Source organism: Paenibacillus lentus (assembly GCF_003931855.1).
Lineage (GTDB): Bacteria > Bacillota > Bacilli > Paenibacillales > Paenibacillaceae > Fontibacillus > Fontibacillus lentus.
In genome coordinates this window covers 3,485,640-3,509,019 of the sequence record NZ_CP034248.1, presented here as the reverse complement: position 1 = coordinate 3,509,019, position 23,380 = coordinate 3,485,640, and the positions used below count along the sequence as shown (strand labels likewise).

Genomic DNA, 23,380 nt, shown 5'->3' with positions numbered 1-23,380 from the left:
GCTCAGGCGGTCAATTAGAATGATCTTATATCTTTGATTAGTAAAACTAATAATTCCTTTGCGTTCTCCCTTCAAGCGAAAAAAGGCTCCACGCCAGGGGCGTAGAGCCTTTTTTAATGGGAAGCGTTCATTTTCATTGTTTTATCCCCGTATATATGAAGATGGCATCTCGCAAAAATTGTGCCGTTCCTGGCTGCTGCCCGTCATAATATGCCGTGAATCGTTCATCATCCACGTACATTTGCGCCAAACCAGCATGAGCTTCTTTACTGTATTCGCTCCAATAATAGCACAACCATTGCTTATGCAGATTAGCCGCTTGCTGGGCTGCCTGACTAGAAGGATCGCCTGTCTTATAGGCCACGGCCAACACCCGATGCACCTCTGCCGCTAGCCGCTCAGCCTCTTCCTGTTGTTCCTGTGTCATGGCTCGCAATTTGTCGTTGGATCGATCGACCTTCTCATCCCCATATTTCTCGCGAATTTCCTTACCGTATTTGCGTTCATTATCGTCAATCATTTTTTGTTTAAACCCTTCGAACTTCTCTTGATCAGTCATATATATTCTCCCTTCATGCATAGCAATCGTCTTGTCCACATTAGAGATGAGGATATCCAATTGCCGTTTTCTGTCAAGTAGCTGCTCACGGTGTTCTTGAAGCGCAGCAACGCCGTCGAATGCAGGCGAGTTCACGATCGCTTTAATTTGCTCTAGCGGAAGACCCAGCTCTCGATAGAATAAAATTTGCTGTAATCGGTCTACCTCGATCTGGCCATAAATCCGATATCCTGACGAGTTGATTCTTGCCGGCTTAAGAATATCAATCTCATCATAATAACGAAGCGTTCTTGTGCTCACTCCTGCTAATCGGGCCAGTTTCTGCACGGTGTATTCCATGGGATCACCTCCTGACAATTTACACTGTACACCTTGACGTAGCGTGAAGGTCAACATTTATATTTAAAATAAACAAAAAGCCTGCAAGAGACAACATGTCCATTGCAGGCCGTGGCTTTTATCATATGAAGTTTAAATTAATACTTCGTATTTCCGGACTGGCTCGTATTGCCGGATGCAAAACCTTTGAACAAGGTCGGGACATTAGAATATCTCGTATTCGTTATTTTTCCGGTCGTTGACTTGCTATCTGTGCGCAGAATCGAATCCTTAACTTTGGAAATGTCGCAATTGTCCACATTCATCACTACCTTGAATGATGTGCCTCCGTTTTGCCGAACCAATTTACCGATATCGTTCGCTTTGAAGTTCTTAATATTGATCGTACCGGCTGCATTCACTTGAAACACCTTGTCGTAAGCTTTGTAAGCTCCACCACCCGTAATGTTAACGGTTCCAGAAGATTTCAGAGTGAGTGCATCTTCACCTACATCTGCCCAAGTGACGTTAGTAACATTACAATTCCCGTAACAATGAACTCCGTCAGCTCCTGGCGCACCGATGATGACATTCTTCAGTGTTGCATTCGCTTCCAAACGGAAAATCGGCTTTTGGTTCTCGGCTTGGCTGCCGTCACCTAGGGTCTTCGGGTTGGCAACATAGGTTTGGCCCTTACCATCAAACGTTTCTCCTGCCTTAACGATAATTGTAGAGTCTACCGTTATGGACGCTGCGGAAGCTTGAACCGCTCCAAATAGCGTCAACACTAACGATAATGCGAGGAAAAAGCTAATTTTCTTCTTCATACAATTCATCCTCCCGATTAAGGTGTGGTGAGATAATGCACACGTCTGCATTCTTTGACAGATCTGTGAATATCGTCTCCCATCCCCAGATTAGTCGAGAATAATCAAGAAAACAATAGGTATAATGCATTATATTTGCATAATTTCAAATATTTAGAAATCTTGTTTTAGAATTATCTATAACATTTTAACACAATATTTTACGGCGCATAACATTTTGGTTTAAAATTCGGATTCTAGTTTGAGCAGTCGTGCTTTCATATCGAGTCCGCCACGGTAACCGGTAAGCGCACCGTTCTTCCCGGTGACACGGTGACACGGTACGACGATCAATAAAGGATTGGCTCCGATAGCTGCTCCAACAGCACGAACTGCGGCTGGTTTATGGATTCTAAGTGCGATATCGGAATAAGTACATGTTTGTCCATAGGGAATTTCGCACAGCGCCTTCCATACAGATTGTTGAAATGATGTGCCCTTGACATCAATCGGAGCGGAGAAGCTCTGGAGTCCTCCCTGCAAGTATCGGGCTAATTCTTCCACATAGCGCTGCAGCTTCTCCCTGTTCTCAATAAACGGATATCTCGGATATCTTTGGTTCGCCCAAGCGGATAGCTCATCAAAGGACTTATCATGGGAACCTACGTAGCACAGCCCCTTATCTGTGGCAGCCAAATAAATATTCCAGTTATCCACGCACAGCCTGGTCCAATACAACGCAGCTCTATTTGTCAATCTCATGATTCAACACCTCCGATGAGATTAATTTATATTCTTGGCTCGGTATTCTGCGGGCGTTTGTCCCATAATTTTTTTTAAATACGGTTATGAAATAAGATGTGCTACCCATACCTACCTTCAAAGCCACTTCAGAAATTGCTTGATCCGTTTTCAGCAAATATTCCAAGGCTCTATCTATTCTCTTCTGCTGTATATAAAAAGCCGGGGTCACTCCTTTAACACGTTTGAACGTACGATGTAAATGGTAAGGACTACCGTGGCACACATCGGCCAAAATGTCCAACGTCAGTTTCTGTGTATAATGGGCCTCAATATATCCTGCAATCTGTTCAACCCACTCGTCCTCAGGCAGCGTCCCGCTTAGCGGCTTGCATCTTTTGCAAGGACGGAAACTTGCAGCCAGAGCCTGCTGCGCGTTGTCAAATATTCGCACATGCTCCCGCTTCGGCGGTCGGGATTTACAGGATGGTCTGCAAAAAATACCGGTCGACTCCACCGCATATATAAACTGATGATCATAAGAAGTATCATTCTGAACGATAGCCTGCCATTTCTCATCAGTTAGCGGCTGACCCAATTTTCTCATCACTTTTTCCCCTCCCTAGCAAGTATAACTCCTGATCCGTTGTTTTGAACGGTTTATCAATGTAAAAGCAAGATTTCTAAACTAAAAATTATAATTCATTTATTTCGATCCGTGGTATCGACCTTGAATGGGTGCGGACAAATGCTGCTTTCACTGTAAAACATGTTAAAATAGTAGGGAATAAACAATAAAGGCGGAGAAAACATGGTGCATACGTTTATGATCGAACCTGATACGTATACGACCTTCGCGGATGAAGCGGAGTTGATGGACAAGTGTAAGGAATGGGGCCTGCTATCCAACAAGGCAGCTAAAATGAAAGCTTTTTATTATAAAGGGCACGGATTAAATGAAGCTTGCAGCATTGTTGGCTATGTTGATCATATTACGGCTGTCATTCAATTGGGCAACAATCAGAAGCACTGTATCCATCCTTCTTATCTAAAGGAAATGCAGGCTGCGAATTATGGCATAAAAGCTGTAGACACGGCTGTTTCAGCCGAAGGCGATAACAATCCAGCAGCCACGACAGCGATAAAAAATGAAAGCAAAGCTGAATCGAAAGCAGCTCCTACCAAGGTGGCAGTGAACGAAAAAACTGACAAAGCAAAGAACAACGCAGTGGAAGCAGCCAAAGTGAGCGCAAAGGACAGCGGCAAAAAATCCACGAAAGCGAGGATCGAGCTTCCCGAAGGCAAAGTAAAGCTGATCGCTATGGTCAAAGAGTTCACCACAATACCGAACCATTTCTCCGATAATGATGATGAAGTAGTTATTTACGAGAATGTGGCTGTCATCGATCCTGAAATGGAAATCGGCGACGCTTGGTCCAGCCATAGCGCAACCATGAAGAAGGTTGAACTTGAAATTGGAGATACTATTAGCTTTGAGGCCAAGATCGTAAACAAGAAGCTAACCAAGCATCCTATCCGCAATAAGCTGAACAACGTCGCTAAAATCATCAAACAAGAGCATTAAGCCAGCTCTGGCTAATCGACTAAAAAGGTCGATCCTCTTCACCGGAGGATTCGGCCTTTTTTTAGATGATTTTATGGGATCATTTCATAATCCATTTAATGTACATTTAAACGCCCTCATACCATAACTTTTGTTATGTAAACTAATAAGTAGGATTACCTAATTTCCTCCCCATTATGGATATAAAAAGAAAAGCATCTTCCACTCCATCTGGAGGGATAGATGCCCATCGTGGTAATCAGCTTAACAATTCAAGAACTATTCATACACAAGAATATCCCTCATTTGCTTGGCCAGTTCAATGTAAGGACCTTCTGACAAAATATTAAAGGCCAAGTGAGTCGCCCGAAGACAGAGCAGCTTGTCACCAGGCTGCAAACCAAACTGCTGCCATGTCTTTAGTGGCAAAGTAATGTATCGGCTCTGGTTCAACAGAGCCCAGCAGAAGATTCGCTCCTTAAAGGTAACGGTCTGCCCTTCGGGAATCGAATAACTCTGCAGTTCAGGTAAGCTGTCAAAAATCGCGGCAAGCGGTGAATTTGGTATCAAATCTTTGCAAACGACGCTGAAGCCTTTCATCGTATTGCGGCCCGTCATTATAATAATTTTAGAGTTCAGCTTAATATTGTATTCCTGCAGGGCTTGATCCGGCAGGTAAAAAGATCCGTCAGGAAGTATTGTACTCCATGCGTAGAAGTACTTCCCGCCTTTGGCGGTTGCTGCCATACTTATCATCCCCCGAGAATTAATGATAGCCTGTAGCTTAATCATCTCTCAACGGATAGGGGGGGAGATATGACATTCCTCACCATCTAAGGAAATGAGCTTAAGGTTGTACCTTCTCCTGCGTAGATTCAGCCGTATGCTGCATGAGATCCTCCGACTCATCCTCGTCCTCTTCCCCCTGCCTGCTAGCCATAAACAATTGATACAGACGAACTATAATGACCTTGACCATCATATAGACGGGAATGGCCAGAATCATCCCGAGAATGCCAGCAAAATCACCGGCAATCAACAATAGAATGATCGTTGTCAACGGGTGGATATTAATCGTTTTTCCGTAAATGTAGGGAGAGATCAAGTTACCCTCGATCTGCTGGGAAACAACAACGATAACAATGACCCACAACACCATGGATGGTGATTCGGTAAATGCAACAATAACGCAAGGTATGGCTCCAAGAAACGGGCCGAAGTAAGGGATGAAATTGAACAGCGCCCCAACGATCGCTAGAAGTAGCGGATATGGCAGACCAATCAGCCAAAAACCTAGAAAGCCCATAACGGCAAGCAATACCGCGCTTATCATGCGTCCTGCAATAAAACCTTTTAGCCCGTTATCGATTTCATGGATGACTTGCTCGCCATCACGGCGATAACGTTTGGGAAGCATCCTAAGTAAGGATGGCGTTACACGGTCATCCTGCTTCAACATGTAATACAGCAGAATAGGCACCGTTCCTACGACGATAAAAAATTCGTTGAGAAAAGCCATGATATGAGAAATCGACTTCGTCGCCGCCTCGATGACCGAATTGATATATTCCGTAATTTTCTCGGAGATCTGTGCATTCTCTTCACTGAACATGGAGAAAAGTTTGGATTGCCGCAATTCGTTAAATTGCAACTGCAGCTCCCTGAGAAGCAGCGGAACATTGTTCACGAAATCGGTCACCTGCCTTTGCAGGGGAGGCCAGACAACGATAAGGAAAACCGTGACTATTCCAGCGAACAGCAAGTAAATCGTTAGAATGGACAGCAGCCGATTCCATCCCTTTCGCTCCAGGAACTGGACAATCGGCCGAAGCAAATAATACAAAAATCCAGAAAGCATGACCGGAATAATCAAAATATTAATTAAAGTGACGATCGGTATAAAAATAAAGCTAACCTTAGATAATAAAAGGATAATGGTTAGAACCATAATGATTCCTAAGCAGGTACGATAAAATGGCTTTTGTAGCAAGAAATCTCCTCCCCCTCTGCCTACAGGATCTATTCATTCAAACGGTTCATTCCGCAGGCAGCGTATCCCATGCAGCATCCAGCAGCCGATCAAACCATTCATCATCCTCTTCAATTCGTGCATCTACGATAAGAAACTGCTCCTCAATTCCCGGTTCATCCGCGTAATGTAAGCTATAGTCCCAGTCGTTACCCTTTTTGCTAAAGAAGGTAATTTCGTAATTGGCTTTATGCGATTCCACTTTAAAAACAGTTTTACCTATGTAAGTACCATCCTCTTGTCTAAGCATATTAGCCTCAATGATGTGCAGTTCCATTGCTGCAACTCTCCTCTGCAAATAAAATAATGGCTTACCGATAATCCGGTGTAAATTTCGCGAAATTTGCTCTATAATCGGTATACCTGTACTCGTAGCCGAGTTATTTGTACAGCTTAACCTATCGTAACACGTTTTGTATCTATTTCAAGAAGTTCGATATTGAGGTGTATCCTAGTGCTGAAACACAAAAAAAAGCAAGATTCCTTATCGCCAGCCAAAATATTAACCTTCGGATTTGCGATTATTATTATAATCGGTACTTTTCTACTGTCGCTAGGCCCAGCTTCAGCCAACGGAGAGAAACTCGACCTAATCAACGCATTTTTTATGGCCACATCAGCTGTCTGCGTAACTGGACTCGTTGTCGTTGATCCTGCGACCCAATTTTCCTTATTTGGGGAACTCACTTTGCTGATACTGGCTCAAATTGGTGGCTTAGGCTTTATGACCATGGGAACAATGATTGCACTCGCTTTTAATCGGCGTATTTCTTTGCGTGATCGTCTGGTGCTCCAGGAAGCCATGAAACAAAATACGCTGGAAGGTCTAGTCACGCTAATCCGCCGAGTCACATTATATTCCCTTGTTATTGAATCGGTTGGTGCTCTACTGCTTGCGGCAAGATGGTCGTTCGATATGCCACTTGGGCAAGCATTGTATTATGGAGTATTTCACAGTATCTCGTTTTTTAACAATGCAGGCTTTGATTTGTTCGGTTCTGTCCATGGTCCCTATAGCGGATTATCCGCTTACGCCAGCGACCCTTTTGTCAATATTGTCGTTATTGTACTCATTATACTTGGCGGTATTGGGTTCATCGTTATGTCGGACTTGCTGTCCTATCGTGTCACCCGCAGATTGTCGCTGCATTCCAAAGTAGTACTTACCGTGTCGGGAATCCTAATTGTCGTTGGAGCGCTATTGATCTTTGTTATGGAGGTGTTTAAATCCCCGGATTTTCAGCAATTGTCGCTCATGGATCAAGTTTTCGCCTCGATATTCCACTCAGTCAGCACACGCTCTGGTGGGGTATCGACGATGAGTGTGGCAGATATGCAGCAATCCACGCAATTTCTACTCCTCCTTCTGATGTTTATCGGGGCTGCCCCAGGCTCGACAGGCGGCGGAATCAAAGTGACTGTGTTTGCCATTTTAATCGGTGCTATGTATGCCATGCTTCGCGGAAAGGAAGATATCGTATTCTTTCGCAAGCGTTTGTCCAAAGTATCCATCCTGCGGGCGATCACTCAAACCTGGCTGGCATTATTCCTTGTTATTTTAACGGCTATGATCCTGTCCGCCATTGAGGATCGTACCTTTTTGGCTTTGCTTTTCGAGACGACCTCAGCATTTGCCACATCAGGGCTTAGTCTAGACATAACAACGAAACTAACAGATTTAAGTAAAATCATTCTTGGATTGGTTATGTTTCTCGGCCGAATCGGCCCCTTAACTTTGGCCTACGCCTTAACTACGCCTAAATCTCGCAAGGAGCTGTATCGGTACCCTGAGGGCGATTTCATCATTGGCTAGGTCAAACGCAGTAAATATCCTCTTAAGATCATTGTTACTTGGATACACTTTCCGTTTCGTAGTACAATAAAGGATAGCTTAATTTCTATTAACCATGGAGGGATATCATATGACAGATTTCGAACAGAAATTGCAGAAATATGCCGAACTAGCTGTTAAGATTGGCGTTCAAATTCAAAAAGGCCAAAACCTCATCATCAATGCGACCCTGGATTCCGCCGAGTTAGTGCGTCTAATTGTAAAGGAAGCTTATAACGAAGGAGCTCGCTTGGTCAAAGTGAACTGGAGCGATGATACTGTCACCCGTTTGCGGTATGATATGGCAGCTGATGAATCCTTCTTGGACGAGCCGAAATGGTATGCCGGTGAAATGTTGGAGTATGTAGAAAATAATGCAGCCATCCTGCATGTCATCTCCTCTGACCCTGATTTGCTGAATGGCGTTAAGGCCGAGCGCCTGACGAATTATCAAAAAACCTATTACAAAGCGATGAACCAATACCGCCAGCTGCAAATGGCTAATTATTTTACCTGGTCGATCGTTGCCGTTCCTTCCCAAGCTTGGGCTGCCAAGGTATTCCCGCATTTACCTGCGGACCAGCAGGTCGATGCGCTTTGGGAGGCAATCTTCCGTACCGTTCGGGTTGATCAGGCTGATCCAGTAGCAGCCTGGAAGGAGCATATTGCTAATCTAAGTCATAAAGCGGATTACCTCAACAAAAAGAAATTCAAAAAACTGCACTATACCGCTCCAGGAACGGATTTGACGATTGAACTGCCGGTTGATCATTTATGGGTTGCCGCGGAAAGCAACAATGATAAAGGCGTTGCTTTCTTGGCCAATATGCCGACCGAGGAAGTATTTACAGCGCCGCTAAAGACTGGCGTCAATGGTACGGTAACCAGTACGAAGCCACTGAGCTATAGCGGGAATATTATAGATCGGTTCTCCCTAACCTTTGAGAACGGCAAAATCGTTGATTTCAAAGCAGAACAAGGCGAGGATACTTTGAAACAACTGCTGGAGATGGACGAGGGCTCGAGATATCTAGGTGAAGTCGCTCTAGTTCCACATGACTCTCCGATTTCTCAATCTGGCCTTCTCTTCTACAACACATTATTTGATGAGAATGCCTCCAATCATCTGGCGATTGGCGCTGGTTATGCATTCACATTGGAAGGCGGCTCAAGCATGTCGCCAGAACAGCTGCAGAAAGCGGGAATCAATGATAGCCTTGTTCATGTGGATTTTATGATTGGCTCAGCGGAAATGGATATCTACGGAATTTCAGCGGATGGCAAGCAGGAACAAATTTTTTCAAAAGGTAACTGGGCGATTTAATTATTCTAATACTCCGTAAGAACAGAACGAGAGCCAAGCTGGCGTTAATCCTAACGCTGGCTTGGCTCTTCTTGCATCTTATCCTTTATAATTATCAATCGAGAATCATCGCAACCAACACGGAAATAACAACAATAGACGCGGCATACATTACCGTTAACCCCACCATGTTCTTCTTCGTCCGCTTATCATAGCTCGGGTTCCCCGTCTTATTCTGTCTGGATGTTCCCACCAAGAGCGTACCAATACCTGCGATGATGACCATAACTATAATCACAACATACATCCAGCCCACTTCGTTGTCCCCTTTCGCATTCTTCTCTCCTTGATTATGGCAAATGGTTCAGGCTTCGGCAATACGTTTAGAACGAAATCGCTCAATAAATATTGCTGAAATGCTTAAAATCAATAATAATGCAACAAATGCAGATAACATCCAGGCTGCCGTGTCTGCTCCCGCAATGTCCATACTGCTTCCCATAGCAAGCGGTAAAATAGCCCCTCCTGTGCCCCCGGCAGCGATCAATATGCTCGGCGTAGACTCCTCGGCACCAGGAAGTAATTTGCTTGCAAAGACCAAGGCTATGGAGAACAAGCCTGACATGAACAATCCAAATAGTGAAATAAAAATAAACATGACCGATAGCTGTCTAGTAATTGAAAAAAGCGAGATCAACACGAGGCTTGCCGCGCAGCTCCACAACACATAACGGCCATAAGATATACGCTCTGCAATAACACCACAAAACACGCGGCCGATCGTCATAGCCATCCAAAATAAAGTAACGCTAAAGGCCGCTGTCGATTTATCCGTTCCTAATTTCTCGATCAGCAAAGATGGCAGGAAGTTCACAAAGCTCATTTCCGTTCCTACGTAAAGGAAGAAGAAAACCGTGAATACGAGCAGCAAAATCCCCCGGATCCCTTGATATTGCGCAACAAGTGCCCCCTTCTTCTCCTGCTTCGCTCCCTTTGCATTCAGCAAATCATTCAATTCACCAAAATCACATCTCATCCAGGCAAGTAGCATCATTAAGGCTGATAGCGCGATGAATAGGAAGGAAAAACGCCACATTTCAGTTCGAATCAGCCACCCGGCAATCAATGGCATGGCCAATGCTCCAATACCGAAGAATACCTCCAATTTGCTCATCGCCACAGCGGTTCCTTTCTTAACTGCAACGATAATCAGGGTACCGATTACCGCTTCAATCATGCCGAATCCAAATCCGGCTACCGTTCCAACGATATACATCCATCCCCAAGGAAGCAGCAAAGTGTAGCATATTTCGGCGATACAAAGCATACCTGTGGCGATAATAAGGCCTGTTCTTTTACCAAAATTAGATATTAACAATGGGGATATAAGAACTCCCACTAGAAATCCAGCGAATTGCGCAAAAATAAGACTTCCGCCGGCGGTGTATTCTTTACCATAATACTCAAGCAAATTGGGCATAATCGATCCAACAACAACATGCGCCAGACCAATCAGTAGATACGCCCAACATCCCATCCATACCAAACGTTTCATGTTACTTGCACAGCTCCTCTCCTGATGCAACCATTTCTATTTGTAGGACAATCAACTACTCCATTGTAGATTAAAGTCTTCCTCGCGTCATCTCCCCAAAACAGATGAATAGAAAGATTCACAATTCAGTTTAAGTTTTCTTTTATAGGGAAAAGATTCCTCTGACACCAAAAATCATGTAGAATGCTAATAGGTGAATATGAAATATGGTTTTATGGAATTGGAGAGGAGAAAATCATGTCTGAACGCCTGAAGTGGTTGCTCGTCGCTGATTTCAACGACTTGGCGGAGAACGTTCAGGAAGAGATTTATTATGCTTTCTACGATCTTGTTTATGGATCTGTCTATTATATCGTTAAGGATCATCAAACAACGGAAGACATTATACAAGAAGCTTTTCTCAAAGTCGTAGATAATAAGCCTGCCTTCGACAGCGAAGTTGGAATGAAATCCTGGCTAAAGGTTGTTACCCGAAATACAGCTATTAATTTTTTAAGAAAAAGTAAAAAGTACCGTAACCATTTGGATACGGACAGTGTTTATATAGAAATAGATCCTTTCATCAACTCGGCCTGCTCTGTCGAGACCATGGTTGAAACCAAATTAATGGAAGAGGCTATTGTCGAACACTTAAAAAAGCTAAAGCCGGAATACCGATTATTGATGGAATATCGCTGGAAGCTGGGTCTGAGCTATAAAGAAATCGCCGAAAGGCTGAACGTCAGTGAAGATGTCGTCAGGCAGCGATTGCACCGTACCCGAGAAGGAATCAAAAAAATGCTGTTTAAAGAGTGGGGTGACCATATTGAAACGAAGCAGTCCCCGCGAACCCGTATATCCCGCGGAGTTTAACGTCCTGTTTGATGAAGCTTTTGAAGAGGCCGCCAGGGAGCTTCCTCTCTATACAGATGGTTATAAGCAACAATCCTGGAGCAAAATCCAGCCCCGGCTTCTGAAGCTAGCTAAACGCCGAAAAGCACGACAATGGCTGCGACGATACGAGGTAATCACCGTATTTACTGCCTTCGTATTGTTTAGTGCAGTATTATTTACGCCGCCCATTGTGACACAAGCAGTCTCGCCTATTTACCAGGAATTAAGGAACTTTGGAAACGGCATGAGCCAAATTATTTTTGGGAATGGTCGCCAACTAAAAGATAATAACGTAGCGTTCGCAAATGATTCATCCGAAGACGCGACGCATCCTGAGGAGCTGCCGTGCCCTAAATTATTTCCTATGTCCATGAAGACGCATCTGGCAGACCTTCGTGACAGCCTGCCTTTTGAGCTGCCAAAGATCACATATCTGCCGGAGAGCTATATGTTTAATTCAGCAGAATTAATTAACACACTGAGTTCTTCACCGGATACCGTAAATACCAACTTGATCGAAGGCGTATATTTATTATTCGAAACGAAGGACCAAGGGCAATTGACAATGATGTTTAAGTCACTAAAGGAAGATGAGATGATTCGGATGCCATACGAGGAGAACATCGAGACGGTCACCTTAAATAACGGAACCGTTGCTTACTATACGCCGGGAAAAACAGCCCAAATAACCTTTATGATCGGAGACATCTACTTCCTGGCTGCCGGACAATTAGATAAAACCGACCTACTCAAGATCGCCAACGGTCTGGAGATTTAATTGTGAAAGAAGGGTGTCCTAGTTGGACACCCTTCTTATCAAACATTATATAGTTACGCGCCCGCTCCCTCAAAGGGAATCAACTCCTGCTTGACGAGCCTTACACGTGATATTCTCTTGTTGTCGGTTTGTTCGACCATATACAAATAACCACCATATTCCACAGACTGTCCAACCTGAGGCGGCAATACTTGGATTCTTGAATATAACCATCCTCCGATCGTATCAAAATCATCGGAATCGAGCTCTAGTCCGAATCGATCGTTCACCGCTTCAATCAGCATAAGTCCATCAATGGAATATGAATCCTCTCCTACTTGTTCGATGCCAGGCCGTTCCTCGTCGAATTCATCTTGAATTTCTCCAACGATTTCCTCTACAATATCTTCAAGCGTGACAAGACCTGAAGTACCGCCATATTCATCGATCAAGATAGCAATTTGCGTCTTATTGCGCTGCATACGCTTCATCAAATCACTGATCGGAGTCGATTCAGGCACGGCCATGATCGGTCGAAGCAAATCTAAATAATTTGCTGAGTTCGAACGGATTAAATCTTTTATATGAATAAAACCAATCACGTGATCCTTATCGTCAGCACATACTGGATAACGTGTTCGTGTTCCTTCCAAGGCGATTTCTAGATTTTCGCGCAGCGTATTCTGAGTATATAAACAGATCATTTCGGTACGAGGTATCATAATTTCTCGTGCTGTTGTATCTGCAAATTCAAAGATGTTGTCGACGAGTGACATCTCCGTACTATCAATTAGGCCAATCTCGCTGCTTTCCTTCATCATCCCCCTGATCTCTTCCTCCGTATGGGCAGAGTCATACTGCTCTTTGAGCGGTGCGATGCCAAACATTTTAAGCAGGCCGGATGACATGCTATTCAGCACCCAAATCATCGGATACATTAGCTTATAGAATACTTGCATAGGGCGTGCCGATAACAGCGTGACTTTCTCTGCATTGCGAACTGCAACGGTCTTCGGTGCAAGCTCACCTAATACGATATGGATCACAGCGATAATTAAGAATGCAGTAATTAATGAAATAGTATAAGCGGTCTTACTCCCTATTCCCGTTAGCTGAAAAATCGGATTCAGCAGACGTGCCACAACTGGCTCACCAAGCCATCCGAGACCAAGAGAGCTAAGCGTAATACCCAACTGGCAGGCGGACAAATAGCCGTCCAGGCGACTCATGAGTCCTTTAGCCGTCATTGCGCTCTTCTTTCCCTCTTCAATCAAGGTATCGATTCGGCCTGCGCGAACTTTCACAATCGCAAATTCAGCCGAGACGAAAAATCCGTTAAGCAGAACTAATATCACCATAAGTCCTACATGATAAATACTCGGTAAAGGGTCACTCAATACGTTTCCTATTCCCGCTTTCCAATGCGGAGAACAGGTACACCTCCTTCGCGGTTTGAATTAATTTGAATGTGACACAGGTTCATGACCTTTACATCTAATTATATTATTATACACTACACAGTCAAACGGCATCGTATGACACCAGACAAGAGTACAAGGCTAATTTATTTTGTTTTCCCTAGAAAGTTACTGTTGATACAGCCGTACATTGCTTTTACTAGCTTTTCCGACTAGTTTAATGCTATTTCGCAGTCCCATGCCCGAAAGAAGTAGCAATCACAACAAGGTCGCCCTTTAAAAAGGACAACCTTGTTTAAACACAGATACTATTGTTTAAGATCTATTATCTTGCTGATTGCGGATTTCCGATCGTTCCTGGATATTGGTAAGCCAATGGCTCATCGAAAGTAGCATAATCGAAGTTCACCATAAGTAGAATCGTACGTACTCCAGTTGTCGGATCGCTGATAATAATATGATCACGGCCCGCAGCTTCGAGTACCCCTTTAAATACTTTTGCGTTCCATTCGGAGTTATTCTCATAGGTCATGTAAAAAGTGCCTATCTTGCCTAAATTCAAACGTAAAATGTTCTCGATATACGATTGCTCAAACTGAGGAATCGCTGTCGGAACAACTGTCCCCGCCGTCGTCATCGGGCTGCCGCTGGGTACCTGGGGCGGATAAGACATTCCACCTTGCATTGAATATTGAGCAGGATAACTGCTCCCACCGCCGTAGGCACCAGATTGGCCACTGCCAATTTTATAAGTCACGGGCTGATAGTTTGGATTGTACATGGATCAAAAACCTCCTCATAAATATGGTTCTTACTTATTAATAAAATTAAACATCACCTAGAATACGGATGGACAATCATCAAAACTAGGGGTAAAGAAACAATGAGACTTAAACCTTCCTGTGTTCTGCTGATTGTACCATGTAGCCGGGCAATCGCCTGCGGGCCTGAAAAACCATAATGCGTTACTGGCAGGCCATACACGCTCTCCGTTAACTACCCTCTCTGCTAAGCGTATGTCGGCATTACGGGCTCTTTGATAGAAATACCCTTTCTGAGTAGCTTCAAATCCGCCTGGTGATTGGAATACCATTTGATTCATGTTGCGTATGTCTCTAAAGTCGAGGCAATTGCCAAGAATACGGTTAACTCCAACATTGCCGACCATCATCATGCCCTGCTCACCTTCCCCCTCAGCTTCAGCGCGCATGAGTCGAGCCAACAGTCTGATATCCCCAGAGTTTGCTTTTATGACAGCCAACGGGCTTTCCTCCTTCAGTCTCTTATGAACGATATATACTATGTGCATTTGCCCATTTTTGTGCCTATTTTTTTGCTTTAACCGAATCGTCAAGCCAGTATCACCAGAAAATGGGATGAATACGATTACAAATTTGAACAAATCGTGTCTATTTCTATGGACGCGCTTACATGAATAGCATATACTAATAGTGAATTGATGCTTCGATTCGGAGCAATATGTTGCGAGAAACGGTTGCTATTGCCGTTTCACAAAACGAACGGGAGGTACGACTAATGAGAATCGCGATTGTTGGCGGTGGACTTTCTGGATTAACAGCCGCTGCTTATCTGTCCGACAGTCCGGGTATACAAGGAACATTGTTCGAACGTAGCCCACAGTTGGGTGGAAGAGCCTTTACTTATGAGAAATCAGGTTTCACACTAAATTATGGGGCACATGCAGTTTACGGCATGGACAGACACACGTTGCTTAATATGGAAAATGAGCTCAACCTTCGCTTTCATAGCAAGCAGGTGGATAAGCGTAATGTCGTATATGCTAAACATGGTCAACTTACTCCCGCTCCACTTGATTTCGTAAATATTATGAAGACCGGCGTCCTTACAACGATGGAGAAGTTTCGCTTCGTTGCCGAAATAGCCGCTGTGATCACTAACATTCATCAGTTGAAGAATTACCCGACGTTAGGTGACTATTTGAATAAATCCAATGCCTCCCCTGATGTCAAAGAGCTGTGGGAACATTTAGTTAGCTCTAACTTCTTCATTACTCCTGAAGAAGCGAGGCGAGTGTCGGGCGAGGTGATCGCTGAATATTATCAGAACCTGTTTCTCTCCCATAAGCCGGTTAACTACATTCTTGGCAGCTGGTCCACCATCACAAATCAGTTAGTGGGTAAAATTTCCCAGAACCAGAATTGGGAAATTGCCGTAAAGGAACCTGTTGAGTCGATCACGATGGAAAATGACAAATTTCTACTTCATACTAAAACTCGCGAATCATTAGTCTTTGATCAAGTCATTTTCGCCATGCCAGTACAGCAGGTTGCCAAGCTGCTAGAATCAACACCATGGGGCAATTCGCTTGAACCCTACAAGAATAATACATCCACTGAAGTACTTGTATATGATGTTGGATTCTCCAAGGTTCTCAATCGTCCTTTCCATTATATAAGTGACATGAACAACAAACTGTTTATCAGTGACGTTTCGGCTACAGATCATACTGTTGTCCCTGAGGGCGGTCAGTTACTGCAAGGCATCGCCTATTTAAACGATGATTTCGTAGATGATGATCAGAAGAAACAATATCTAGAGAGCAAAACCTTACAAATGGAAGCGCTTTTCGACACATACTATCCGGGTTGGCGCGATAATACAACCGTCAAGCGGGTAAGCAAAAAAGCAATGGTCGCTAGCGTAAAGAATATCCACACAAATAAGCTTCTGCCGAATCAGCTGGATCAAGTTCCATTCTATTTCTGTGGAGACGGCTGCGAGGGTAAGGGCGAACTGGCAGAACGGGCATTCTCGAGTGGACGCAAAGTCGCCCAGGATATTCTGGCAAGCACGGCCCAAATCAAAGCACTATCTTATTCTTAAGAAAGTATAAAGAGAGCCGCCCCAATCAGGACAGCTCTCTTATTATTTATACTGCCCTGCTTGGGCTCCGTATCTTTTTCTAATAATTACGCCTGTAATCGTGCTCCCCCTCATCGATGGTCATTGATGACCTCGCCAAACGCTCAAATCCTAAGTAACGCTTACCCTGAAAAGAAAGCTTACCCTGATCTCCTTCCGCACATTGTCCATATTCCTGCCCAGTCACTGCAAACTCAAGGCGATCGCCGCTTTCCACCTCAAAGGTTATAAAGTACCTGCTGTCTGTATGGCTAACTGCGGTATCCGTATTTAGGCGATGAGATACTTCCGTACGTTTACCAACGATTATTGTTGGAACAATGAGCAGCGGCTGTTTCGAGTTAGACGCGTACCTGAGTATTCCCCGGCCCACAGAAATGAGAATGATCCCTAGGATGATGATGAAGAAAATCGGAAGTGCAGTATTCATCACGCTGAACATTTCCACCCAAGATTGCATCCTTCTCCCTCCCTCATGTTCACGCCGGTTAGCAGAATTAGGGCATAGTGCTTTTGTCGCCCCTATTCTTCTCTTCTATGTATATGCCTGGGTTAGTGAAACTTGTCATACCTACAAGGATTAATTCATCCATTCTGAATCGCTGTTTATTAACAACAAAAACCTTCGGTCCCTGAGCCTTGAACCGAAGGTTATGTTGATCGCCCGCTAGATATAAAATTATGCATAGTAGGATTGTAACAATTTACGGGTCTCTTCTGCTCCCTTAGCTTCTGTATCAGCCTCGTACACACCATTCTCGGCCCAGCAAGCTTTACACATTTCTTCTGTCGTACATAAATGAGCATCTTCACAGTGGTAGCAAAATTGCAGCAGGTTACGAGTTACTTGATCTTGATTATTTGTTTTCATAACTATCACTCCTATTATCAAGTAGGTGAAGCTCTTGTTCTATCTGAGTTAAATATATCACATACTACTCATTAAACAATGTGATAATTTTCACAAACGTTTGTGTTTATTTAATATCAAAAAAGCCATTTTTTTCCGTTATGAACGAGAAAAATGGCTTTTTATGTATTGTTTTATAGAACTCGCCAGGTGATACCCCCGTCTAAGGTCTGCAGCAATAAAGAGCGCTTCTGATTGCTTTGAGCGACGAGCAGCCAGCCTACCTGATTAGAAGAGAACCTCAGCTTGACGATCTCCGGGTAATCGGCCAAGATCTCTACAAGCACCTTGCTTTTCGGAAGTTCATTCCAACTCTGGCCTTGATCTAAAGTATGGTAAACCTTTGAATTGTGCAATAGCCACCCTTCCTCGCTGCTTACAAAAGTAGGCGATAGCGCTTCATTCAATCCGGTTTGCCAGAATGACGAAAATGGCGCTAAACTCCAGGTAGCTCCATTGTCGGCCGTATAATACCCGTTGAATTTTGTGCTCCCCTCTTTCACGCAACCTACGGGAATCCAGCCGTTTAGAGGCTCATTGGAGAAAAACTGCATCTCACCAGCAATAAACTGCTTGCAAGATTTATATTTGGACGTAGAGAAGAAATCCTCGACCTCCGACCAACTAATGCCTCCATTATTCGTAGTATAAAGCTTAGGAATGCCGGAGCTGATCATGCTAACATAACCAGTCATTCGATCCTGAAAGATCATCGATATCTCGCCTCCGGAATTCGGAAGGACATGGTCCTGCTCAGCATCGGCATCAGACGGACTGGTCATGATTTTAGACCAGGTAACACCACCGTCTTCCGTTTGATATAACGTTTTCTCTTCCTTTTCCGGGTGTACTTTGGACGCTAATATCCAGCCATGGCTAACATCCGTAAAATAGATCGCAACAACTTTATCCGAGCCCGGCAGCGATGCGATCTTCCAGGTTGCACCGCCGTCCCGCGTACGTAATACGATAGCATCGCTTGAACCTACAGAATTGCGAACGATCCAGCCATGAGATGCATCAACAAAGAAAATATCGCGGTTATACTTAGGATGATATGGAAATTGTACAGAGGCAGCTGGAGATATGCTCGTCCATGTTTTCCCGCTATTCTGAGTCAGATAAAGACGTAATTCACTGCGGGTTGACCCCCAGGCAATGCCTGCACTCTCAGTAAGAAGATGAAAATCAGTAAGCCGTGTTTGGATTTGGTATTGCTTCCCCTCCTCCTTATTGGCAGACGTCTGTTCCATTAATACTTCAGGGTTCTCTATTGTAATGGTTTGTCCTTCCTCAACCTCTTCATCCTGAAATGCACTTATTGCCTCATTCTGATTTGAAGTGCAGGATGTTAGCAGCAGGCATGAGATCAGCAACGCCCCGGTTAATTTATAGTATAAACTCAATATCAGCACCTCACTTACCAGGTTCGACCTGCAGCCTTAGTATATCATAGACTCTAATGATAGTTTAATAGCACATTACAGACGAGAATCGTTTGCGAAATTCACCGAGAAATGCTGATCCGGTTTGTACACCGCAAAGGCATAACCTTTATTTGTTAAAAATTCAATGATCTGCGGCAATGCTTCGACCGTCTGTTTTTTCTCATGCAGTAAAATAACTTCCACTTCCCGATGTACCTGACGCTTAATCTCCTGAAGCACTTTATCTGGCCTATCCGGAAACTTCCAATCCTTGGAGTCTACTGTCCAGTCCCACATTTTATATCCAGCTTTAACGATATCATTCCGGAACTCCTTGTCGATTTGCGGTTTACTACCGTATGGGGCACGAATCAGCCATGGATTACTTCCAGTAATTTCCTCCACCATGCTCTGCACTTTATTGAATTCCTTAAGAAATTTAAGTGAGCTTCCGCTTTTGTACAATATCTTTTTATCGTGGGTCATACTATGTAATCCGATATAATGGCCTTGTTCAGAAGCTGACTTTATCGAGCTCTCGTTGCCTTCAATCTGGTTGCCGATCACAAAGAAAGTTCCATGGATTCCATATTCATTCAAAATGTCTACAATTTCATCCATATACTTGCTTGGCCCATCATCGAAAGTTAAGTAAGCCACTTTAGGGGAAGATGCTTTAGGCTGTGTGGACGGCTGGACTGTACTTACAGGAGTTTCGATGTTGCTCTGCTGTCCCTGATCATTATCGGAGATATCGATAGTTACAGAATTGAAATCGGCTTCCGTTGCTTCGAATTCATCCAGTCGTTGTTGAGCATCAGTGGAGTTTTTATGGGGTACAAGCTTTTTCTCGTTGCCTCCGGCGAATTTAGGAATTACGACAGAGGCGATATTTAAATTTACGGATTGGACCTTGATGTAAGATGTCGCCACAATTGCGGACATAATTATTGCAACAGAGGATAATACTAAAGCAAGTATCATTACTGGGTTGTTGAGCCGTTTATTCAATTTTTTTCGAGTTTTTCTCTTATGCTCCGCGTTATCCTTGTTCGACATCTTCATGTTCATCACCAATTCCCTCTCTCTTTATCTATTACTAGAATAATATAAAAAGAGGGATTACGTCCTTACAGAAAGGTTACCCTGTGGTTACAAAGTTCTCATTAAGAATTTGCGAAAATTCAAAAAAACTGACAATAGATCAGCTGAAAGAGGTTATATTAACAACGATTTTAAATATCCGACAATTATTATTTTAACTTTTTAGAATATGCTTTAAATTTTAATCGTTTCATGTACAATGAAGATGGGTTAATACATATCCGTCATAGTTTAGAAGGAGATGATGAATTGACAACACAATTACGATCTAGCCGAGTTGTTATTATTGGAACAGGTGCTGTTGGTGCTACTACCGCTTATACATTATTGCTTCGTGAACGGGTATCCGAATTGGTGCTTATCGATGCAAATAAGGAAAGAGCACTTGGAGAAGCACTGGACATGAATCATGGAATGCCTTTTACAGGGGGCGTCAAACTTTGGGCTGGCGATTACAGCGATTGCAAGGATGCTGATATTATCATTATTGCAGCTGGTGCATCCCAGGCCCCTGGCGAGACACGAATTGACTTGCTTAAACGTAATGCAAGCATTTTCGATAGTATCATTAAGAACATAGTCAAGTATAACGATCATGGGATTATCCTCGTAGCGACGAACCCCGTTGACATCCTGTCTTACGTTTCACTGAAGAAAAGCGGTTTCCCTTCCAATCGGGTCATCGGTTCGGGTACTCTGCTGGACAGCGCCCGTTTCCGTTATTTGATCGGCCAGAACAAGAAGATCAATCCGCGCAGCATTCACGCGCATATTATCGGTGAGCATGGCGACACTGAAGTTCCATTGTGGAGTCTTGCTAATGTAGCTGGCATCGATTTGGAATTCACGGAAGAGGATCGAACCAATATTTTTAACAGTACAAAAAATGCGGCCTATGAAATCATCAATGCTAAAGGCGCTACCTTCTATGCGATCGCTCTGGCGCTCGATCGGATCGTCACCTCCATTCTGCAAGACGAAGGCTCGGTGCTTAACGTCTCCACCCTCCTTAATGATTATAACGGGGTATCCGATGTATACCTTGGCGTACCAAGTATCGTAGATCGCAATGGAGTTCGTGAAGTGCTTGATCTGAAACTAGATGGTGAAGAACTGGAAAAGTTCCAGCATTCCGCTAACAAACTAAAGGAAGAAATCGAAAAATTAGAGCTTTAATTTCAAGAACAACCCGAGGCTTAACCGCCTCAGGTTGTTCTTTGTTTAAGCAACATATATATAAGTTGGAACGCACTTAATTAATGACATTAACAAAAGGAATCTCATTGTTAATGACGTGTATGTTTAATGTCGTTAACTATAGTTCTCCATTGTTGAACATCCCCATTCCCTTTTAACTTTGTGTGGAAACTTGAGTGTTGGAAGATGATGATAATTATAAAGAAGTAACTAGATACGCTGAATATAAAATGGTTCCTTGTTGTGAATTATTCATATGATGTGTTTTTCATTTAAGTGATTACAATGGGCTTTTTTTCGAATATTCATTTGAATCTGAAGCCGGTACTACTCTGTTTGTGCTACAATATAGGGCATAATCGTTTAAATTCGGAGGTACCGCTACATGAATATCCAAAAAGCGATCGACCGTAAAAAGCTCGACGAGCGAGTTGTTCATATGCCTTGGTTCGTCCAACAATTTATTGATTATAAGCTGCCGGACCTCTCTCCTTCTACCTTGCTGGAATATATCCGGGACTACGAAACATTTTTCAGCTGGCTGCGCGCCGAGGGCCTCTCCTCCGCAGAAAGCAACGCCCAAGTTACACTGCTTGATTTAGAGACTTTGCGCATGGAGAGCATCGTAGGTTTCCGCTTACACTTGACGACTCGAGTCGAAGGTACCAATTCAAAAATTACTGTCTCTCGCAAAATGTCCTCGCTGCGCTCTCTCTTCCACTATTTGAGTCAAATTGCCGAGGACGAGGATTTCTATCCTCTATTAAAACGCAATATTATGGCTAAGGTTGAAATCAAGCGGATTCATAAACCAAAGGATACCGCGGCCAAACTGAAAGGCAAGCTTTTAGAGGAGGAGGAATTGCTTGAATTTATCGGCTATATCCGTGAAGGTTATGGAGCGGACGTTCATAACAACAAGCAGGCACTCTATGCCCACGAGCTTAACAAAGAAAGAGACGCCTGTATCGCCAGCCTTATTTTGAACTCAGGACTCCGGGTCTCCGAGGTCGTTAACTTGAATATCGATGATCTGGATTTAGCCAATAAAATCATCTATGTATTCCGAAAAGGAAACAATGATGAAAGCTTTAAAACACCTGTCTACTTCCGTGAACAATCCAAGGACGAGCTGTTCGAATATTTGGAGCTGCGCCAAACGCGCTATAATACACCAAAACGGGAAAAAGCGCTTTTCGTCGCTCTCCCAAATGGCCAAAAGGAAGGCAAGCGGATGACGAAGCGAGCGATTCAAGCCATGATTATTAAATATGCCAAACGTTTCGGCAAGCCTTATTTAACCGTGCATAAGCTGCGTCATTCATTCGCAACGGACTACTACCTGCAAAACGACATCTATAAGACGAAAGAGCAGCTAGGCCATGCCTCGACCGAGACGACAGAAGTATATGCGCATCTTACTGACAAAACGATGTCTGAAGCGATTGAGCGGCGAGCCGACTCTGAATCCTAGCCCTATTGCCGCCAGAACGCTAAACAAATACCCCTCCGACAAACTGTCTGGTGGGGGATTTGCCGTTAGTTCTCTTGAGATAAGATTGACAAGACGATAAGCTTCGCAATCTCTTCAGCTTCATCTGCTTTATAGCAAGGCAGCGAGGAGTCGGCAAGAGCAGCAACCATTCCTTCATGGTTCAAGCACTCCTCTGCCTCCTGCCTAACCACAACAGCGCGGATCTCTGTCAAATCCTGAAGCAGTGCAAGATCCTCTTTATTGCGAATCATCACAATCTTCGGATAGCTCTCCTTCTTAAAGCCTTCAATGATTGTCATATCATAGTGATCAAAATGCTGAATCAAATCGGCGAGCCGCGTCTCCTGCTCTTCAATAATCGCCGTTCGCCAAGGAGAAGTAATCGCTGTAGCGATAGCACCCGACTGACGGTGGCGGAATGTATCCGTATGCTCCCGGTCCACCTCAAACCCATGCACGTCATGCTTTATGACAGCTACTCTTAAATTCATAGCAGAAAAAATTTCCAGCAATTTGCAGATCAGCGTCGTTTTTCCGCTATTTTTATAGCCTACGATTTGCATAACCGCCATGTAAGACCTTCTCCCTT

24 protein-coding genes and 1 pseudogene are annotated in these 23,380 nt (G+C 43.8%); 8 read left to right on the top strand and 17 right to left on the bottom strand.

Features of this window, described 5'->3' with window-relative positions; all coding sequences use genetic code 11:
• Positions 1 to 133 precede the first annotated feature (133 nt).
• The 4 genes and pseudogenes from EIM92_RS15840 to EIM92_RS15825 all read right to left on the bottom strand — a co-directional run bounded on the left by EIM92_RS15840 (position 134) and on the right by EIM92_RS15825 (position 3,031).
• The gene (locus tag EIM92_RS15840) at positions 134 to 898 is read right to left on the bottom strand and encodes a MerR family transcriptional regulator (protein WP_125083468.1); all 765 of its coding nucleotides are present in this window, start codon (positions 896 to 898) and stop codon (positions 134 to 136) included.
• Positions 899 to 1,035: 137 nt separating this feature from the next.
• The gene (locus EIM92_RS15835) at positions 1,036 to 1,704 is read right to left on the bottom strand and encodes a pectate lyase (protein WP_125083467.1); all 669 of its coding nucleotides are present in this window, start codon (positions 1,702 to 1,704) and stop codon (positions 1,036 to 1,038) included.
• Between the two features lie 222 nt (positions 1,705 to 1,926).
• The gene (locus EIM92_RS15830; RefSeq protein WP_125083466.1) at positions 1,927 to 2,445 is read right to left on the bottom strand and encodes a methylated-DNA--[protein]-cysteine S-methyltransferase; all 519 of its coding nucleotides are present in this window, start codon (positions 2,443 to 2,445) and stop codon (positions 1,927 to 1,929) included.
• A gap of 21 nt (positions 2,446 to 2,466) precedes the next feature.
• Positions 2,467 to 3,031: pseudogene (locus tag EIM92_RS15825) on the bottom strand (bifunctional transcriptional activator/DNA repair enzyme AdaA).
• A 204-nt stretch (positions 3,032 to 3,235) separates the two neighbouring features.
• Here EIM92_RS15825 and EIM92_RS15820 point away from each other — a divergent pair.
• The gene (locus EIM92_RS15820; protein WP_125083465.1) at positions 3,236 to 4,009 is read left to right on the top strand and encodes a hypothetical protein; all 774 of its coding nucleotides are present in this window, start codon (positions 3,236 to 3,238) and stop codon (positions 4,007 to 4,009) included.
• A 258-nt stretch (positions 4,010 to 4,267) separates the two neighbouring features.
• On the opposite strand, the gene EIM92_RS15815 is transcribed toward EIM92_RS15820, so the two are convergent.
• From EIM92_RS15815 to EIM92_RS15805, 3 genes are all read right to left on the bottom strand, one after another.
• On the bottom strand, positions 4,268 to 4,735 hold the full coding sequence (locus tag EIM92_RS15815; protein ID WP_125085230.1) for a hypothetical protein: 468 nt from the start codon (positions 4,733 to 4,735) through the stop codon (positions 4,268 to 4,270).
• Between the two features lie 100 nt (positions 4,736 to 4,835).
• Positions 4,836 to 5,978 (bottom strand): AI-2E family transporter, encoded by a 1,143-nt coding sequence (locus EIM92_RS15810; protein ID WP_246021011.1) that lies wholly within the window; start codon positions 5,976 to 5,978, stop codon positions 4,836 to 4,838.
• Between the two features lie 46 nt (positions 5,979 to 6,024).
• Positions 6,025 to 6,294, bottom strand: coding sequence for a hypothetical protein (locus EIM92_RS15805; RefSeq protein WP_125083464.1), 270 nt, complete (start codon positions 6,292 to 6,294; stop codon positions 6,025 to 6,027).
• A gap of 180 nt (positions 6,295 to 6,474) precedes the next feature.
• On the opposite strand from EIM92_RS15805, the gene EIM92_RS15800 reads away from it, so the two are divergent.
• Positions 6,475 to 7,830 carry a TrkH family potassium uptake protein gene (locus EIM92_RS15800; RefSeq protein WP_125085228.1) on the top strand — a complete coding sequence of 452 codons (1,356 nt, stop codon included), beginning with the start codon at positions 6,475 to 6,477 and terminating at the stop codon, positions 7,828 to 7,830.
• 109 nt (positions 7,831 to 7,939) lie between these two features.
• Entirely contained in the window at positions 7,940 to 9,172 is a 1,233-nt protein-coding gene (locus EIM92_RS15795; RefSeq protein WP_125083463.1) for an aminopeptidase, read from the top strand.
• Between the two features lie 94 nt (positions 9,173 to 9,266).
• Here EIM92_RS15795 and EIM92_RS15790 read toward each other — a convergent pair whose 3' ends face one another.
• Both EIM92_RS15790 and EIM92_RS15785 read right to left on the bottom strand, forming a co-directional pair.
• Positions 9,267 to 9,458: a hypothetical protein gene (locus EIM92_RS15790; RefSeq protein ID WP_246021433.1), complete on the bottom strand. Its 192-nt coding sequence runs from the start codon at positions 9,456 to 9,458 to the stop codon at positions 9,267 to 9,269.
• Between the two features lie 57 nt (positions 9,459 to 9,515).
• Positions 9,516 to 10,706 (bottom strand): MFS transporter, encoded by a 1,191-nt coding sequence (locus EIM92_RS15785; RefSeq protein WP_125083461.1) that lies wholly within the window; start codon positions 10,704 to 10,706, stop codon positions 9,516 to 9,518.
• A gap of 237 nt (positions 10,707 to 10,943) precedes the next feature.
• Between EIM92_RS15785 and EIM92_RS15780 the strand changes: the two genes are divergently transcribed.
• Positions 10,944 to 11,558, top strand: coding sequence for an RNA polymerase sigma factor (locus tag EIM92_RS15780; RefSeq protein WP_125085227.1), 615 nt, complete (start codon positions 10,944 to 10,946; stop codon positions 11,556 to 11,558).
• The gene (locus EIM92_RS15775; RefSeq protein WP_164515124.1) at positions 11,512 to 12,357 is read left to right on the top strand and encodes a DUF4367 domain-containing protein; all 846 of its coding nucleotides are present in this window, start codon (positions 11,512 to 11,514) and stop codon (positions 12,355 to 12,357) included. The genes EIM92_RS15780 and EIM92_RS15775 overlap by 47 nt, the downstream gene beginning before the upstream one ends.
• Positions 12,358 to 12,410: 53 nt before the next feature.
• Here EIM92_RS15775 and EIM92_RS15770 read toward each other — a convergent pair whose 3' ends face one another.
• From EIM92_RS15770 to EIM92_RS15760, 3 genes are all read right to left on the bottom strand, one after another.
• Positions 12,411 to 13,694, bottom strand: coding sequence for a hemolysin family protein (locus EIM92_RS15770; protein ID WP_211344378.1), 1,284 nt, complete (start codon positions 13,692 to 13,694; stop codon positions 12,411 to 12,413).
• Between the two features lie 385 nt (positions 13,695 to 14,079).
• A complete protein-coding gene (gerQ, locus tag EIM92_RS15765) occupies positions 14,080 to 14,535 on the bottom strand; it encodes a spore coat protein GerQ (RefSeq protein ID WP_125083458.1) in 456 nt (151 codons plus the stop codon).
• A 57-nt stretch (positions 14,536 to 14,592) separates the two neighbouring features.
• Entirely contained in the window at positions 14,593 to 15,015 is a 423-nt protein-coding gene (locus tag EIM92_RS15760) for a cell wall hydrolase (RefSeq protein ID WP_125083457.1), read from the bottom strand.
• A 275-nt stretch (positions 15,016 to 15,290) separates the two neighbouring features.
• On the opposite strand from EIM92_RS15760, the gene EIM92_RS15755 reads away from it, so the two are divergent.
• Positions 15,291 to 16,619, top strand: a complete 1,329-nt coding sequence (locus EIM92_RS15755; protein WP_125083456.1) for an FAD-dependent oxidoreductase — start codon at positions 15,291 to 15,293, stop codon at positions 16,617 to 16,619.
• A 79-nt stretch (positions 16,620 to 16,698) separates the two neighbouring features.
• Here the strand turns inward: EIM92_RS15755 and EIM92_RS15750 are convergent, their stop codons facing one another.
• The 4 genes from EIM92_RS15750 to EIM92_RS15735 form a co-directional block, all read right to left on the bottom strand.
• Positions 16,699 to 17,118, bottom strand: coding sequence for a DUF2500 domain-containing protein (locus EIM92_RS15750; protein WP_125083455.1), 420 nt, complete (start codon positions 17,116 to 17,118; stop codon positions 16,699 to 16,701).
• 219 nt (positions 17,119 to 17,337) lie between these two features.
• Positions 17,338 to 17,529: a hypothetical protein gene (locus EIM92_RS15745; protein ID WP_125083454.1), complete on the bottom strand. Its 192-nt coding sequence runs from the start codon at positions 17,527 to 17,529 to the stop codon at positions 17,338 to 17,340.
• Between the two features lie 173 nt (positions 17,530 to 17,702).
• Positions 17,703 to 18,983, bottom strand: a complete 1,281-nt coding sequence (locus EIM92_RS15740) for a VPS10 domain-containing protein (protein ID WP_246021009.1) — start codon at positions 18,981 to 18,983, stop codon at positions 17,703 to 17,705.
• Between the two features lie 66 nt (positions 18,984 to 19,049).
• On the bottom strand, positions 19,050 to 20,066 hold the full coding sequence (locus EIM92_RS15735) for a polysaccharide deacetylase family protein (RefSeq protein WP_246021008.1): 1,017 nt from the start codon (positions 20,064 to 20,066) through the stop codon (positions 19,050 to 19,052).
• A gap of 282 nt (positions 20,067 to 20,348) precedes the next feature.
• Between EIM92_RS15735 and EIM92_RS15730 the strand changes: the two genes are divergently transcribed.
• Complete coding sequence (locus EIM92_RS15730; RefSeq protein ID WP_125083453.1) at positions 20,349 to 21,275, top strand: L-lactate dehydrogenase; 927 nt, start codon at positions 20,349 to 20,351, stop codon at positions 21,273 to 21,275.
• A 406-nt stretch (positions 21,276 to 21,681) separates the two neighbouring features.
• On the top strand, positions 21,682 to 22,770 hold the full coding sequence (gene xerS / locus EIM92_RS15725) for a tyrosine recombinase XerS (RefSeq protein WP_125083452.1): 1,089 nt from the start codon (positions 21,682 to 21,684) through the stop codon (positions 22,768 to 22,770).
• Positions 22,771 to 22,835: 65 nt separating this feature from the next.
• Here xerS and mobB read toward each other — a convergent pair whose 3' ends face one another.
• Positions 22,836 to 23,363, bottom strand: a complete 528-nt coding sequence (gene mobB / locus EIM92_RS15720) for a molybdopterin-guanine dinucleotide biosynthesis protein B (protein WP_125083451.1) — start codon at positions 23,361 to 23,363, stop codon at positions 22,836 to 22,838.
• Positions 23,364 to 23,380 lie beyond the last annotated feature (17 nt).